General features: G+C 67.1%; 11 protein-coding genes and 1 tRNA gene. 4 read left to right on the top strand and 8 right to left on the bottom strand.

All coding sequences use genetic code 11. From position 1 onward, the window contains the following. The first annotated feature begins 16 nt into the window (after positions 1–16). Both cysN and ACZ1I5_RS07730 read left to right on the top strand, forming a co-directional pair. Complete coding sequence (gene cysN / locus ACZ1I5_RS07735) at positions 17–1,960, top strand: sulfate adenylyltransferase subunit CysN (RefSeq protein WP_465173118.1); 1,944 nt, start codon at positions 17–19, stop codon at positions 1,958–1,960. Beyond that, complete coding sequence (locus ACZ1I5_RS07730) at positions 1,957–2,694, top strand: 3'(2'),5'-bisphosphate nucleotidase CysQ (protein ID WP_465173117.1); 738 nt, start codon at positions 1,957–1,959, stop codon at positions 2,692–2,694. Before cysN ends, ACZ1I5_RS07730 begins: the two co-directional genes overlap by 4 nt. A 161-nt stretch (positions 2,695–2,855) precedes the next feature. On the opposite strand, the gene ACZ1I5_RS07725 is transcribed toward ACZ1I5_RS07730, so the two are convergent. The 6 genes from ACZ1I5_RS07725 to kdpF form a co-directional block, all read right to left on the bottom strand. Then, positions 2,856–4,871, bottom strand: a complete 2,016-nt coding sequence (locus ACZ1I5_RS07725; RefSeq protein ID WP_465173116.1) for a TonB-dependent receptor plug domain-containing protein — start codon at positions 4,869–4,871, stop codon at positions 2,856–2,858. Between the two features lie 155 nt (positions 4,872–5,026). Beyond that, on the bottom strand, positions 5,027–5,716 hold the full coding sequence (locus ACZ1I5_RS07720; RefSeq protein WP_465173115.1) for a response regulator: 690 nt from the start codon (positions 5,714–5,716) through the stop codon (positions 5,027–5,029). A gap of 8 nt (positions 5,717–5,724) precedes the next feature. Beyond that, complete coding sequence (gene kdpC, locus ACZ1I5_RS07715) at positions 5,725–6,309, bottom strand: potassium-transporting ATPase subunit KdpC (RefSeq protein ID WP_465173114.1); 585 nt, start codon at positions 6,307–6,309, stop codon at positions 5,725–5,727. A gap of 77 nt (positions 6,310–6,386) precedes the next feature. Then, positions 6,387–8,417 carry a potassium-transporting ATPase subunit KdpB gene (gene kdpB / locus ACZ1I5_RS07710; RefSeq protein ID WP_465173113.1) on the bottom strand — a complete coding sequence of 677 codons (2,031 nt, stop codon included), beginning with the start codon at positions 8,415–8,417 and terminating at the stop codon, positions 6,387–6,389. Between the two features lie 155 nt (positions 8,418–8,572). Further along, positions 8,573–10,276 carry a potassium-transporting ATPase subunit KdpA gene (gene kdpA / locus ACZ1I5_RS07705; RefSeq protein ID WP_465173112.1) on the bottom strand — a complete coding sequence of 568 codons (1,704 nt, stop codon included), beginning with the start codon at positions 10,274–10,276 and terminating at the stop codon, positions 8,573–8,575. Positions 10,277–10,287: 11 nt separating this feature from the next. Beyond that, entirely contained in the window at positions 10,288–10,377 is a 90-nt protein-coding gene (gene kdpF / locus ACZ1I5_RS07700; protein ID WP_272626678.1) for a K(+)-transporting ATPase subunit F, read from the bottom strand. Positions 10,378–10,852: 475 nt separating this feature from the next. Here kdpF and ACZ1I5_RS07695 point away from each other — a divergent pair, with 475 nt between their 5' ends. After that, on the top strand, positions 10,853–13,450 hold the full coding sequence (locus ACZ1I5_RS07695; RefSeq protein ID WP_465173111.1) for a DUF4118 domain-containing protein: 2,598 nt from the start codon (positions 10,853–10,855) through the stop codon (positions 13,448–13,450). A gap of 61 nt (positions 13,451–13,511) precedes the next feature. Here ACZ1I5_RS07695 and ACZ1I5_RS07690 read toward each other — a convergent pair whose 3' ends face one another. Next, positions 13,512–14,042 carry a dihydrofolate reductase family protein gene (locus ACZ1I5_RS07690; protein WP_465173110.1) on the bottom strand — a complete coding sequence of 177 codons (531 nt, stop codon included), beginning with the start codon at positions 14,040–14,042 and terminating at the stop codon, positions 13,512–13,514. A 210-nt stretch (positions 14,043–14,252) separates the two neighbouring features. After that, positions 14,253–14,329 (bottom strand) — tRNA-Arg (locus ACZ1I5_RS07685). 92 nt (positions 14,330–14,421) lie between these two features. Here ACZ1I5_RS07685 and ACZ1I5_RS07680 point away from each other — a divergent pair. Next, positions 14,422–14,922 (top strand): hypothetical protein, encoded by a 501-nt coding sequence (locus tag ACZ1I5_RS07680; protein ID WP_465173109.1) that lies wholly within the window; start codon positions 14,422–14,424, stop codon positions 14,920–14,922. Positions 14,923–15,128 lie beyond the last annotated feature (206 nt).

The following is a 15,128-nucleotide window of genomic DNA, read 5'->3' as shown; positions in this document are numbered from 1 at the left end:
CCCCAGCCTTGCGGACATGCCCTCCCCCACCCCCTCCCGCGAGCGGGAGGGGAGTTATGAAACCGACGCCCTCATCGCCTCCGACATCGACGCGTACCTCACCCTCCACCAGAACAAATCCCTGCTCCGCTTCATCACCTGCGGCTCGGTCGACGACGGCAAGTCCACCCTGATCGGCCGCCTTCTCTACGATTCGAAGATGATCTTCGAGGATCAGCTCGCCGCGCTCGAGGCGGACAGCAAGCGTGTCGGCACCCAGGGCCAGAATATCGACTTCGCCCTGCTCGTCGACGGCCTCGCCGCCGAGCGCGAGCAGGGCATCACCATCGACGTCGCCTATCGCTTCTTCGCCACCGAGAAACGCAAGTTCATCGTCGCCGACACGCCCGGCCATGAGCAGTACACGCGCAACATGGTCACCGGCGCCTCGACCGCCGATCTCGCCGCGATCCTGATCGACGCGCGCAAGGGCGTGCTGACTCAGACGCGCCGCCACTCCTATCTGGTCAACCTGCTCGGTATCCGGCACATCGTGCTCGCGGTGAACAAGATGGACCTGGTCGGCTATGATCAGGCGACCTTCGACGCGATCGTCGAGGACTATCGCGCTTTTGCCGACTCGATCGGCATCGAAAGCTTCACCGCCATTCCGCTCTCCGGTCTCGCCGGCGACAATATCGCGTCGCGCTCCGACGCGATGGACTGGTACACCGGCCCTTCGCTGATCGAGCATCTCGAAACCGTGCCGCTCGGCACCGATGCGGCACAGGACCGCGCCTTCCGCCTGCCGGTGCAATGGGTCAATCGCCCCGACCTCGACTTCCGCGGCTTTGCCGGCATGATCGCCTCAGGCGTGGTGCGCCCCGGCGATGCCGTGCGCATCCTGCCCTCGGGCAAGACCAGCAAGGTCGCGCGGATCGTCACCATGGACGGCGACCTCGACCAGGCGGTCGCCGGCCAGTCGGTCACTCTGACCCTGACCGACGAAGTCGACTGTTCGCGCGGCGACGTGATCGCCACCGCCTCCTCCCCGCCCGAGGTTGCCGACCAGTTCAAGGCGACGATCGTCTGGATGGCCGAGGACCAGCTTCTGCCCGGCCGCACCTATTGGATGAAGATCGGCACCCAGACGGTCGGCGCGACCGTCCAGCCGCCCGAACATGCCGTCGACATCAACACCCTCGCCGAGCTGTCGGTGAAGACCTTGGGCCTCAACGATATCGGTGTCGCCCAGCTTTACACGGACCGGCCGATCGTCTTCGAGGCGTTCGATGAAAGCGCCGATCTGGGCGGCTTCATCCTGATCGACCGCGCGACCAACGCGACCGTCGCGGCGGGCATGCTGACCTATTCGCTCCGCCGCGCGCAGAACGTCCACTGGCAGGCGATCGACGTGACCCGCGAGGCGCATGCCGCGCAAAAGGGCCAGAATCCGAAGGTCCTGTGGTTCACCGGCCTGTCCGGCTCGGGCAAGTCGACCATCGCCAATCTGGTCGAGAAGAAGCTCCACGCGCTCGGCCGCCACAGCTTCCTGCTCGACGGCGACAATATACGGCATGGCCTCAACAAGGATCTCGGCTTCACCGATACCGATCGGATCGAGAATGTCCGCCGCATCGGCGAGGTCGCCAAGCTGATGGCCGATGCCGGGCTGATCGTGCTGACGGCGTTCATCTCGCCTTTCCGCGCCGAGCGCGAGCTGGTGCGATCGATGCTGCCGCATGGCGAGTTCGTCGAGATCTTCGTCGACACCCCGCTCGCCGAGGCGGAGAAGCGCGACGTGAAGGGCCTCTACGCCAAGGCACGGAGCGGCGAGATCGCGCATTTCACCGGCATCTCCAGCCCCTATGAGGCGCCCGAGCGGCCCGAGGTCCGAATCGACACGACGCGCGAAAGCCCCGAGGCGGCAGCGGAGCGGATCGTCGAGCACATCATGGGCGTCTGGAGCCCCGATCTGTGACCGACGCTGAAGTCGCCCGGTCGGTCGCGCTCCAGGCGGCCGCCCTGCTGCGCGAGCTGTGCGCCACCGGCAATTGCATTGATGCGGATCTCAAGCGGCGCGGCGATGCCGAAGCCAATGCCCTGATCCTCGACCTGCTCCATGCCGACCGTCCCGACGACTTCGTCCTGTCGGAAGAGGCCGCCGACGACCGCACCCGTTGCGCCGCCAGCCGCGTCTGGATCGTCGACCCCCTCGACGGCACCCGCGAGTTCGGCGAACGGCGGGAGGATTGGGCTGTCCATATCGGCCTGGCGATCGATGGGGCGCCGGTGACCGGCGCCGTCGCCCTGCCCGCGGCGCACCGCATCTTCGTCACCGACGACGCGCCGCCCGTCTGGCCCCCGCTCCCCGCCCGCCCGCGCATGGTGGTCAGCCGCACCCGCGCGCATGCAATCGTCCAGCAGGTAGCGGAGACGCTCGGCGCCGAGCTGGTGCCGATGGGCTCGGCGGGCGCGAAGGCGATGGCGGTGGTCGACGGCCAGGCCGAAATCTATCTCCATGCCGGCGGTCAATATGAATGGGACAATTGCGCGCCGGTCGCAGTCGCGCTGGCGGCCGGCCTGCATGCCTCGCGCATCGACGGCAGCCCGCTCGTCTATAATTGCGCCGATCCCCTTCTCCCCGATCTGCTGATCTGCCGCCCCGAATATGCCGAGGCGGTGCTGGCCGCGGTGGCCGCGACAGCTGCCTGAACCGCCGGCGGGCGGACAGATCGATTTAAATCTGGTCCGCGCATGTCACTATAGCCTTGCGGCGATTGTCTTGCCTCGACCGGCTCTTTCTCATGACTGGAGATATCGAAGGCCCGGGCCTGTTCCGCACCTTTTATCGAGGGAACAGGTGATAGTTGGATTTAGCTGCCGAACTTCACGCCGATCCACAGCGTGCGTGGCGTGCCGAGGTCCATCGATCCGCCTGCGTTGCGCGTGATGACCGTCTCGTCGAACAGATTCTCCGCGCGCGCCACGATGGTGAAATGCCGGCCGATCGGCAGTCGGGCGACGGCGTCTACCGTCGTCGCCGCCGGCAGCACGCCGGTCTGCAGATCGTCCTCATATTGCTTGCCGACATAACGGACGGTGGTCGAGAAGGAGGGACCGGCCTTGGGCTCCCATGCCAGGGTGGCGCTCGCCGCATGCTGCGGGCTCTGCGCCGGAATCAGGCCGTTGAGCGCAGCCGAGGCGCCCGACGCACGGACATGGCTGTCGCTGAGCGCATAGGAGCCGTCGAGCGACACCGCACCGTGGCGAAGACCGGCGGTGACCTCGATCCCCTTTGCGACGATCGCATCGACATTCTGGCGCTGGCGCAGGTTCGTGCCGATCGTCACATTGGCGATGGCATTGTCGAGCCGGTTGTAGAAGCCGGTCAGTCCGATCGAGATGCCCGGCGCCGGCGTCAGGTCGATGCCCCCCTCGACCCCTTTCAGCTTCTCCAGACCCAGATTTTCATTGGCCTGAGTCAGGATCGGAAAGACCTGGAAGGGGCGGTACAGTTCGTTGAGCGTCGGCAACCGGAAGCCGGTATACCCCGCCGCCCGCAGCGCGACCGCGCTGGTCACATGATAGAGCGCCCCGACCCGGCCGGTCGCCTCGAACCCGTCGCGATCGGCGAAGCGGTTGTCCTTGGTGGTCGCGCCGGCCCCGGAAAGCTCGCGGATGAAGCCGTTGGTCAAGGTCCAGCGGTCGCCGCGCACGCCACCGGTCAGCACGAGATGGCCGATCGTCCAGTCGTCCTCGATAAAGGCGCCGATGGTGCTGCTGTTACCGCCCGCGTTGCGGCGCGTGGTGACGGCACCGCTGGCGGCGTACGCGTCCTCATACAGCTCGCCATCCGCAAGCCGCGCATCGACACCGACGCGGAGCACATGGTCGGCGCCGATCGGGGGCCGCACCTCGATCTTGCCGCCCAGGCCGGTAGACGGCGTATTGCGCTGGTCGAGCGTCAGCTTGAAACTGGTCGCGCTGATCACCTTGTTGGTGAAGTTGCGCGCCTGGACATAGGCCAGCGCATCGATTGCCCAGTCGCCGCGATGGACCAGACGGATGCTGGCATCCTGCCCTTCCGAGCTGCTGTCGGCGCCCTTGAAGCGCAAGGTGCGGTTGTCGCGGAACACGAGGCCCCGCGCCTGGATCTCGGTCTCGGCATCGACCGGGACGACCGCGCGGACACCGCCCGACCAATCCTCGAACCGCGCGCGCGAATCGGCGGGCGTGCGCTGCGAATCGGGCGTGGTGCGATAGCCGTCGCTGCGTTCCCACTTGCCCGAGACGGACACGAACCCGCCGCCCAAATCGGGAGTCAGGCTGGCCGTGACGTTCTGCGAATCATAGCTGCCGTAAAAGGCGCTGCCCGCCAGGAGCGGCAGGTCGGCCCGCGTCGCGCTGGCCAGCTCGACCGTCCCGGCGACGGCGCCCGCGCCGAACGCGCCCGCGCCGCCGCCGCGCGTGATGCGCACGCCCGAGAAGCGATCGCCGACCAGCGCGTTGAACGGGATGTAACCGAAGAACGGATCGGCCAGTGGCACGCCGTCCAGCAACACCAGGGCACGGCTCGAGGCATTGCCGCCCAGCGCGCGCAACGTCACACCCTGTGCCGACGGATTGGCCGAGCGGCTGTCCGACCGGCGAAACTGCTGAAGCCCGGCGACATCGGCCAGCACGTCCTCGACCCGGCCCGAGGCGTCGTTGGTCAGCCGGTCGCGGTCGATCACCACGGAGCCATAAGCGGGCGTGCCAGGCGGGAGCGGCAGGCCGGAGCCGAGGACGACGATATCGACTGGGTTGGCGGCGTCAGGCGTTGCCTGCTGCGCGAGCGCCGGAACGGGGAGCAACAGGGCAACAAGAGGGAGACCGTAAAAGCGACGCACCGGCAACTATCCTCGTCCGTGAATGATCTTGGCGCATCCTATATGATTCGGAGGCGCAACGGCCCACCTAGGGGCTTTAGGCCGCGCGCGCTACATGATCGGCGGCGGCGCGGCGCGCAATGTCATTGATTTTCGGGAATGCGCGAACGCCTCGACTAGGCCGCGCCGGTCAACCGATACCCCACGCCGATCTCGTTGCGAATGATCGTCGGCTGCGCGGGGTCCGGCTCCAGTTTCTGGCGCAGGTTGCGGATGACGATGCGCAGATACTCGACCCGGCTCTCCTGCGCGGGTCCCCACACGTCACGGAGCAATTGCGCGTGGCCGACGATCCGGTCGGGCCGCCGCGCCAGTTCCGCCAGCACGCCATATTCCTTGGGCGAGAGATGGACCTCCTCCCCTGCCCGCAGCACGCGGCGGCTGTCGAGATCGATCGTCACCTCGCCGATCGTCACCACCGGCTGTGCCGTCTGGTCGGCGAGCCGGTGGCGCAGTGCCGTGCGGATGCGGGCAAGCAGTTCCTCGGTGTCGAACGGCTTGGTCAGATAATCGTCGGCGCCGAGATCGAGCGCCGCGACCTTCTCGGCGGTATCCTCGCGCGCCGAGACGACGATCAGGGTCGCGCCGCGCGCCTTGATCAACTGGATCAACTCGAGCCCGTCGCGGTCGGGCAGGCCGAGATCGAGCAGCACTATATCGGGCTTGTCGATATCGAGCAGCGACAGCCCTTCCCGGGCCGTCGCCGCCTCTCCGGCCTTGTAGCCGGCGCGTTCGGCGGCGACGCGCAGCAACCGGCGGATATGCGCGTCGTCCTCGACGATCAGGACCTTGGCGGCGATCGGCATGCCCCTTGTTACGGCCGCGACGCCGCGCGGTCGAGCGCCCGGTTGAGCGCCAGCACATTGACGCGCGGCTCGCCGAGGAAGCCGAGCAGCGGATGCTCGACCTGTGCCTCGACCAGCGCGCGCACGGCGTCGGGCGTTACGCCCCGCGCCTTCGCGACGCGATCCACCTGATAAAAAGCCGCCTCGGGGCTGATATGGGGGTCGAGCCCCGAGGCGGAGGACGTCACCAGATCGGGGGGGACCCTGTTGCTTCCTGGTGAAGGGGGATTGGCGGCGACATCCGCCTTGACGCGGTCGGCGAGTGCCTGGGACGCCGGGCCGAGGTTGGACCCCGACGAGGCGCTGGCGTCATAACCCTTGCCCGCGGCGGAGGGCCGGCCATGGAAATAGCGGTCGCTGGCAAAGCCCTGGCCGATCAGCTCCGAGCCGATGACCTTGCCCTTCTCGGTGATCAGGCTGCCATTCGCCTGGGCGGGGAACAGCGCCTGGCCGACGCCGGTCAGCGCGAGCGGATATGCGAGCCCGAGCAGTAGCGCGTACCCAATGGTGAGCGCGAAGGCGGGGCGTAGAGCGGATTTCAGGTCGATGAGCATGTCTTCAGTTCCTTATGTGCGCCTGCGAAGGCGGGAGCCCAGACTGGGTCCCCGCCTTCGCGGGGACACAAAAAGGGCTAGGCGAGGTGCAGGGCAGTTACGGCGAGATCGATCAGCTTGATCCCGACGAACGGCGCCAGCAGCCCGCCAAGTCCGTAAACGGCGAGGTTACGCGCCAGCAGCGGCCCAGCCGGCATCGGCCGATACGTCACGCCCTTCAGCGCCAGCGGCACCAGCATCGGGATGATCAGCGCGTTGAAGATGATCGCCGACAGGATCGCCGATTGCGGCGTCGCCAGCCCCATCACGTTGAGCACGCCAAGCCCCGGATAGAGCGCGACGAACATCGCCGGGATGATCGCGAAATATTTCGCTACATCGTTCGCCACCGAGAAGGTGGTCAGTGCGCCGCGGGTCATCAGCAGCTGCTTGCCGAGGCCGACGACCTCGATCAGCTTGGTCGGATCGCTGTCGAGATCGACCATGTTGCCGGCTTCGCGCGCCGCCTGGGTGCCGGTGTTCATCGCCACGCCGACATCCGCCTGGGCCAGCGCGGGCGCGTCGTTGGTGCCGTCGCCGCACATCGCGACCAGCCGCCCGCCCTGCTGCTCCTTGCGGATCAGCTCGAGCTTGTCCTCGGGCGTCGCCTCGGCGAGGAAATCGTCCACCCCCGCCTCGGCGGCGATGGCGGCAGCGGTCAGCGGGTTGTCGCCGGTGATCATCACCGTGCGGATGCCCATCTGGCGCAATTCCCCGAAGCGCTCGCGGATGCCGGCCTTGACCACGTCCTTCAGCGCGATCGCGCCGAGCAGCTTGCCGTCGCGCGACACGGCGAGGGGCGTCGCGCCGGAGCGGGCGATCTCCTCGGTCACGCGGCGCAGTTCGGCCGCGACGGGGGTGGTGCCGAGCCCAGGATCGGCCCGCAGGATCGCATCCACCGCGCCCTTGCGGATCGTGCTGCCGCCGGTGACGATGCCCGACACGCGCGTCTGCGCGGTGAAGGGGATGATTTCCGCATCGGCCGGCATGGTGCGGGTCGGGACGGCATGGCGCTCGCGAGCCAGCACGACGATCGAGCGGCCCTCGGGCGTTTCGTCGGCGAGGCTCGCCAGCGACGCAGCGCTCGCCAGCGTATCGATGTCGATCCCGCCCACGGGCACGAACTGGCTCGCCTGGCGGTCGCCGATGGTGATGGTGCCGGTCTTGTCGAGCAGCAGCACGTCGATATCGCCCGCCGCCTCGACCGCGCGACCCGATTTGGCGAGCAGGTTGAAGCGCACCAGCCGGTCCATGCCCGCAATGCCGATCGCCGAGAGCAGCGCGGCGATGGTCGTCGGGATGAGGGTGATCAGCAGCGCCGCGAGGATCGCCACCGGCACGCCGCCGCCCGCATAGGAAGCGAAGCCCGGAATGGTGGCGACCGCGATCAGGAAGATGATCGTCAGGCCGACGAGCAGGATGGTCAGCGCGATCTCGTTCGGCGTCTTCTGCCGCTCCGCACCCTCGACCAGCGCGATCATGCGATCGAGGAAGCCGTGCCCCGGCTCCTGGGTGATGCGGACCTTGATCCTGTCCGAGATGACGCGGGTACCCGCCGTCACGGCCGAACGGTCGCCACCTGCCTCGCGGATCACCGGCGCACTTTCGCCGGTGATCGCGGCTTCGTTGACCGAGGCGACGCCTTCGACGACTTCGCCGTCAGCGGGGATCAGGTCGCCGGTCTCGACCAGAACGAAGTCGCCCTTTTCGAGCTGGGTGGCGAAGGCGATCTCATAGGTATCCCCGACGCCGAGCAACCTCTTGGCCTTGAGATCGGCCTTGGTTGCGCGGAGCGAAGCAGCCTGGGCGCGGCCCCTGCCCTCGGCCAGCGCCTCGGCGAAGGTACCGAACAACACGGTCAGCCACAGCCAGACGATCAGCTGGATCTGGAAACTGAAACTGAGCGGCTCGCCGCCGATGACCAGCAGCACGGTTAGCAAGGTCGCCACCACGGCGGTGGTGAACATCACCGGGTTCCTGATCAGCTGGCGCGGATCGAGCTTCCGGAACGAGTCGCCGATCGCCGGGACGACCAGGCTCGCGGTGAAGATGGAGGTTGGTGCGGACATGGATCAGTCCCGATCGAGGATGAAGGAAAGGCGGATGCCGAAATCTCTGCCGTCACCCCGGACTTGTTCCGGGGTCCATCGCGCCTCAGGCGTTGCGGCGCGTGAGGAGGGATGGATGCCGGAACAAGTCCGGCATGACGGTTGGGATAGCGCGCTCATGACAGCGTGCCGTTGATCATCGCGAGATGGTCCGCGATGGGCCCCAAAGCGAGCGACGGCAGGAAGGTCAGGCCGCCCATGATCAGGATGACGCCGATGAGCAGCCCCACCCAGAGCGGTCCGGTCGTCGGGAAGGAACCCGAGGACGGCGGCGTGTATTTCTTGGCCGCGAGGCTGCCGGCGATCGCCAGCATCGGCACGATCATGAAGAACCTGCCGCCCCACATGCAGATGCCCAGCAGCGCATTGTAGAAGGGCGTGCCCGCGGTCAGACCGGCAAAGGCGGAGCCGTTGTTCGCGACCGCCGAGCTGAATGCGTAGAGGATCTCCGAGAAACCGTGCGGCCCCTTGTTGAGCGGCCCGGCCAGGCCGGCCGACATCACCGAGGCGATCATCGTGCCCCCCAGGATGAGCAACGGCAGCACGGCGATGGCGAGTACCGCGAACTTTACCTCGCGGCCCTCGATCTTCTTGCCGACATATTCAGGCGTGCGGCCGACCATCAGCCCGGCGACGAACACCGCAAGGATGGCGAAGAGCAGGAAGCCATAGATGCCCGCACCGACGCCGCCGACGACGATCTCGCCCAGTTCCATGTTGATCATCGGGATCATGCCGCCGAGCGCGGTGAAGCTGTCGTGCATGGCGTTGACCGCACCGCACGAGGCGGCCGTGGTGACGCTGGCGAACAGCGCCGAGGCGGCGATGCCGAAGCGGACTTCCTTGCCCTCCATATTGCCGCCGGCGACGTGGAGCGAATGCAGCACTGGGTTGCCGGCCGCTTCCTGCCAATAGGCGACACCGGTGCCGGCGACGAAGATGATCAGCATCGCGGCAAGGATCGCCCAGCCCTGACGCGTGTTGCCCACGGCCTTGCCGAAGGTCCAGGTGAGCCCGACGCCGATCAGGAAGATCGAGAGCATCTGGATCAGGTTGGTCATCGCGGTCGGGTTCTCGAACGGATGCGCGGAGTTGGCGTTGAAGAAGCCGCCGCCATTGGTGCCGAGCATCTTGATCGCTTCCTGGGAGGCGACCGGACCGAGCGCGATGGTCTGCTTCACGCCTTCCAGCGTGGTCGCATCGATGCTCTGCGCGAAGGTCTGGGGAACACCGCTCCAGATCAGATAGACGGCATAGACGATCGAGATCGGCAGCAGCAGATAGAGCGTGACGCGCGTGACGTCCGCCCAGAAATTGCCGATCGCCCTGGACTCGCGCCGCGCGAAGCCGCGGAACAGCGCGAAGGCGAGCGCGATGCCGGTGGCGGCGCTCAGGAAGTTATGGATGACCAGCCCGAACATCTGGCTGAAGTTCGAAAGCGCGACCTCGCCCGAATACCATTGCCAGTTGGTGTTGGTGGTGAAGCTGATCGCGATGTTCCACGCGCCATCGGGCGCAATGCCGGGATAGCCACGCGGGTTCATCGGCAGCAGGTCCTGGAAGCGGACCACGAAATAGGTGAGCAGCAGGAGCGCGAGGTTGAACGCGAGCATGTGCACCGCGTAGCGGCGCCAGCTTTGCTCGGCGTTCGGGTCGATCCCGCCGAGCTTGTAGAAACCCTTCTCCACCGGCCCGAAGACGTAATGGAGCGGCGTGCGGCGGCCCTCGTAGAGCGCGAACAGCCACATGCCCATGGGCTTGGCCAGCGCGACGAGGATGATGACGAAGAGGGCGATCAGCCCCCAGCCCTGAATATCCATGACGATACCGATCAGAATCGCTCGGGCCGCAGGAGCACGGCCACGAGGTAAAGGAGGAGGGCGGCGGCGGTGATCGCGGCCAGGGTGAGATGCAGCGTCATTGCGTCACGCCTCGTCGCACAGGCGGATATAGGCGAGCGTCAACGCGAACAGCCCGGCGAGCGCGCCGAGCCACAGGATATCGGTCATGGGGCTGTGCCTCCGATCGGCCGGCGCGGTGTGGCCGGGTCGGAAAGGCAGATAGGCGCGCGGTGCGTTAAGGTGCGACGGCGAATGGGACCGAAACGCGTTAAGTTCGCATATAGATTGGGGCGTGGGCGTGGCGTTTGCCGATGAGGAAGGTCATATCCCTCTTGGCCGGTTCTGCCTTCTCAACCCCTCCCCTTCAGGGGAGGGGCAAGGGGTGGGGCAGCGACGAGCGGGGCTCGATGCCCCGATCGGCGCTTCGGGCTTGGCGAAGAGTCTTTATGAGCGTGCAGACGCACGCCCCCACCCCCCAAACCCCTCCCCTGAAGGGGGTGGGGCTTAAGTGAGAAGGTTGGCGCGATAACCGACAAACGCCCCTCGCCCGACGCCTTGCTCCGCGCCGCGGAGCGGGAGGCGCGTGGGCAGCTCAAGATCTTCCTCGGGGCAGCCCCGGGCGTCGGCAAGACCTATGAGATGCTGAGCGAGGGCGCCGCCCGGCTGCGCGGCGGTACCGACGTGGTGGTCGGCGTGGTCGAAACGCATGGCCGGGCCGAGACGGAAGCGCTGGTTGCCCCTTTCGAGGTGATCCCCCGCCGCACCATCGACTATCGCGGCCAGACGCTGACCGAGATGGACCTGGACGCGATCCTCGCCCGCCGCCCCGCCCTGGTGCTGGTCGACGAGCTTGCCCACAGCAATGTCGAGGGCAGCCGGCACCCCAAGCGCTGGCAGGACATCCAGGAACTGCTCGATGCCGGGATCGACGTGTTCTCGACGGTCAATATCCAGCATGTCGAAAGCCTCAACGATCTGGTCGCGAGCTTCACCCGGGTCCGAGTCCGCGAGACGGTGCCGGACAGCGTGCTCGAGGACGCCGAGATCGAAGTCGTCGACATCCCGCCCGACGAGCTGATCGAGCGGCTGAAGGACGGCAAGGTCTATATCCCGGCCGAGGCGACACGGGCGCTCGGACATTTCTTCTCCAAGGCGAACCTGTCGGCGCTGCGCGAGATGGCGCTGCGCCGTGCGGCGATGAGTGTCGACCGGCAGATGCTCGAGCATCTCGACGCGAGCGCCCTGCCCGGCGCCTTTGCGGCCGGGGAACGGGTGCTGGTGGCGGTCAGCGAGCTGCCTGGAGCCGAGGCGTTGGTGCGAACGACCAAGCGCCTGGCCGATGCGCTGCGCGCACCCTGGACTGCCGTCTATATCGAGACGCCGCGGGCGGAAGGCTTCGGGACCGAGGAGAAGGCGCGGATCGCCGCCACCCTGCGCCTCGCCGCCAGCCTGGGCGCGACCATCGCGACCGTGCCGGCCGAGAGCGTGATCGACGGCCTGCAGGCTCAGGTCGAAGGCATGCGCGCGACTCAGCTGGTGATCGGCAAGTCCCGGCGGAGCTGGTGGTTCGAGATGCGCCACGGCTCGGTGGTCGAGAAGCTGCTGCGCAACGTCGAGGGGCTAGCGATTCATGTAATCCCGGCCGATGTCTCCGCGCCGGCTCGAAGTGCGCGAGCGGGTTTCCGTTGGGACGCGCGGCCGGCGGTCTATGCGGCAGTCGTCGCGCTCGTCGTGGGGACGACCCTGCTCGCCAAGCTGGTCGAGCCGTGGATCGGCACCGGCGCCATCGATCTGCTCTATCTGCTGCCGGTGGTCGCCGCGGCCAGCCGCTACGGGTTGAGACCAGGGCTGGCGGCAGGCGTGCTGGCCGCGCTTGCCTTCAACTTCTTCTTCCTGCCGCCGCTCTACTCCTTCACCATCACCGAGCCGCAGAGCGTGCTGACCGTACTCGTGCTGATCGGCATCGCTGCCTTCACCAGCCGGCTGACCGGCGGCATGCGCTCGCGCGCCGCGATCGGCGTGCGCAGCGCGCATGAGAATGCCGCGCTCGCGGCCTTCGCCCAGGCGCTGACGCGCGTGTCGGACGCGCAGTCGACCGCGGACACGGTATGCGTCGAGGTCTCGCGGCTGCTCGACGTGAACGCCGTGCTGCTGGCGGAGCGCGATGGCCAGCCGGCGATCGTCGCGGCGGCCCCGCCCGCCAGCGACCTGACCCCGATCGACGTCGCGGCGGCCGACTGGGCGTTCAAGCGCGGCGAGACCGCCGGATATGGCACGGTGACGCTCAATGCCTCGGACTGGCAGTTCCATCCGCTCAAGACGTCGATGGGCGTGCTGGCGGTGCTGGGCGTCGCGCGGAACGACGGGAGCGACCCGGTGCCGTCCGATCGGGCGGTGCTGCTCTCCACCCTGGTCGGGCAGGCGTCGCTGGCGCATGAGCGGCTGCGCCTCGACGACGAGATGCGCGAGTTGTCGGTACTGAAGGAGCGCGACCGCCTGCGCGCCGCGTTGCTTTCCTCAATCGGCCACGACCTGCGCACCCCGCTGACCGCTGTGACGACGGCGATCGAGACCGTGGCTACCGAGAACCCCGAGTCGGCGGCGATCCCCGTCGCCAGGGCCGAGATGCAGCGGCTGCGGCGCTTCCTCGACAATCTGCTCGACATGGTGCGGCTCGATACCGGCGCATTGAAGCTGTCGATCGAACCGATCGACCTGACCGACGCGGTCAGCGGCGCGATCCACGACCTGAAGGACCTGCTGCGCGGCAAACATATCGACTTCCAGGTGCCGGCGAACCTGCCGCTGGTCCGGGCTGATGCCACCCTGCTGCATCACATCCTGATCAACCTGCTGGTCAATTCGGCCCAGCATGGCGGCGCCACGGGCACGATCACGATCGAAGGGCGTCGGACCGCCGATGCGGTGACGATCGCGATTCGCGACGACGGGCCGGGGCTGACGGCGCCCGACCACGACCTGTTCCAGGTCTTCACACGCGGCACGGGCAGCGACCGTGAGGGCGGCAGCGGGCTTGGCCTCGCCATCGTGAAGGGATTCGCCGACGCAATGCAGGTCGGCGTGCGGGCCGGCAACCATGCCGAGGGCGGCGCCGTATTCACCCTCGCGTTCGTTCCGGTCGCCGCTGACTGACGGGCACGTCAACGTCTCAGCTCATACGCCCCTTGGGTACGCCTTGCGGCGAAGCACGCGATCAAGCGGGGACATAGGTCAACCGGATCACATCCTCGGCAATCCGGTCATGGGCGACGAGACGGAGCGGTGGCCGTGGTCCGGCGAAATATGGCTTGCCGTGACCAATCACGACTGGGTGCAGGTAGATTCGATATTCGTCGATCAGGCCGAGATCGGTGAGGCTTTGCGCGAGATCCGGACCGGCTACTTCAATTTCCCCCTCGCGCTCGGCCTTCAGCGCGCGGATGGCGTCCTCAAGGTCTTCCCCGACGAGCCTGGCGTTGGGCCCGACCGACGTCAACGAGCGCGAGACGACCCATTTCGGCTGCTTCCGCCACGCCGCGGCGAAGGCGCGTTCGTCCGCATTCCATTCAGGCTGCTCGTCATCCCAGTAGCGCATGATCTCGTACATCTGACGGCCATACACACTGCCCGCCTGCCCCTGAGCCTCCTGGACGAAATGGCGAAAGAGCGCAGGGCCGGGCGCGAACGCCATATGGTCGACATAGCCGTCCAGGGACTGGTTCATTCCGAACACGAGCTTGGCCATCACCCTTTCCTTTGATTACGCCGCAGATTCGCGCACTTCTGGTTGCGCTCTGCAATCAGTCTGAAGCTAGTGCGACCGATTTTGCGATGCAAGTGGCCGTCGGGGCCGCCGGCGGGGCCGTGCTCACGATCCAGTGTGGAGCGGTAGATCCGGCGCTGGCAGGCCGGAAAAACAAACCCCCGCCAAGTCAGTGACTGTGGCGGGGGATGTTGGCGCGCCCGGAACGATTCGAACGTCCGACCCTCAGATTCGTAGTCTGATGCTCTATCCAGCTGAGCTACGGGCGCTTGGGAAGTGGGCACATAGAGGCGTCTTTCGCGGGGCGCAAGTGCGTTGCGTGCGTTGCGTACCTCTTATTTGCCGCATAGAGCGAGGGGGCATGAAACGCGCCCTCCCCTTCACCTGCCTCGCCCTGCTCTGCGGTTGCGCCGAACAGTCGACCGGCCGCTATCCCTCCTTGCTGCCGCGGCCGATCGAGACGACCAGCCTTGCCGAGCCCGAATCGCCCCCACCCGCACCAGTGGTGGCCGATCCTGCCATCGATGCGAAGCTTGCGACGCTGAAGGCCACTCTCGGCGAATCGGCGACTGCCTTCGCCCCCGCCGCCGAGCGTGCCGAGCGGACCGCGGTGGCGGCCAAGGGCCAGGCTGCCGGCAGCGAGGGCTGGATCACCGCCCAGTCGGCACTGGCCGAGCTGGACGGCTATCGCGCCACGACATCGGCGACCCTGACCGATCTGGAGGATCTGGCGATCGAACGCGCCACCGCCGGCCAGCCGGATTATCCGGGAATCGAGGCGTTGCGGACCGAGGCCAATGCCCAGCTTCAGCTACAGTCGGCGCGAATCGCCGCGATCCAGGCGATGCTGCCTGAGGCCTGAGGCGGCCCGTCCGCGCGCGAGTCGAAGGCCTGATTCCGCGGTTCCGCGGGAAACAGCGGCGGGACATTTTTCTTTCCGCTGTTATGTTGGATTTCAGGGCCGGATTATACCCATGTTTCCAGCGGCTTAGGTAGCGATTTACCTGTTACGGGATAACAGCGGAAAAAACGCGGGATAATGCGGCGTTTTTCTGCTGTTTCGGAGCC

The organism is Sphingomonas sp. BL-S-30 (assembly GCF_055521475.1).
The sequence above is the reverse complement of the archived record's forward strand: the minus strand, read 5'-3'. Positions and strand labels throughout refer to the sequence as shown.

What these genes read in the sequence shown, in the direction of transcription:
- cysN (WP_465173118.1), top strand. Translation starts at nt 17, where the DNA reads ATGCCCTCCCCCACCCCCTCCCGCGAGCGGGAGGGGAGTTATGAAACC.
- ACZ1I5_RS07720 (WP_465173115.1), bottom strand. Translation starts at nt 5,716, where the DNA reads ATGCCGATCGCCGCCAAGGTCCTGATCGTCGAGGACGACGCGCATATC.
- kdpC (WP_465173114.1), bottom strand. Translation starts at nt 6,309, where the DNA reads ATGCTCATCGACCTGAAATCCGCTCTACGCCCCGCCTTCGCGCTCACC.
- kdpB (WP_465173113.1), bottom strand. Translation starts at nt 8,417, where the DNA reads ATGTCCGCACCAACCTCCATCTTCACCGCGAGCCTGGTCGTCCCGGCG.
- kdpA (WP_465173112.1), bottom strand. Translation starts at nt 10,276, where the DNA reads ATGGATATTCAGGGCTGGGGGCTGATCGCCCTCTTCGTCATCATCCTC.
- kdpF (WP_272626678.1), bottom strand. Translation starts at nt 10,377, where the DNA reads ATGACGCTGCATCTCACCCTGGCCGCGATCACCGCCGCCGCCCTCCTC.
- ACZ1I5_RS07690 (WP_465173110.1), bottom strand. Translation starts at nt 14,042, where the DNA reads ATGGCCAAGCTCGTGTTCGGAATGAACCAGTCCCTGGACGGCTATGTC.
- ACZ1I5_RS07680 (WP_465173109.1), top strand. Translation starts at nt 14,422, where the DNA reads ATGAAACGCGCCCTCCCCTTCACCTGCCTCGCCCTGCTCTGCGGTTGC.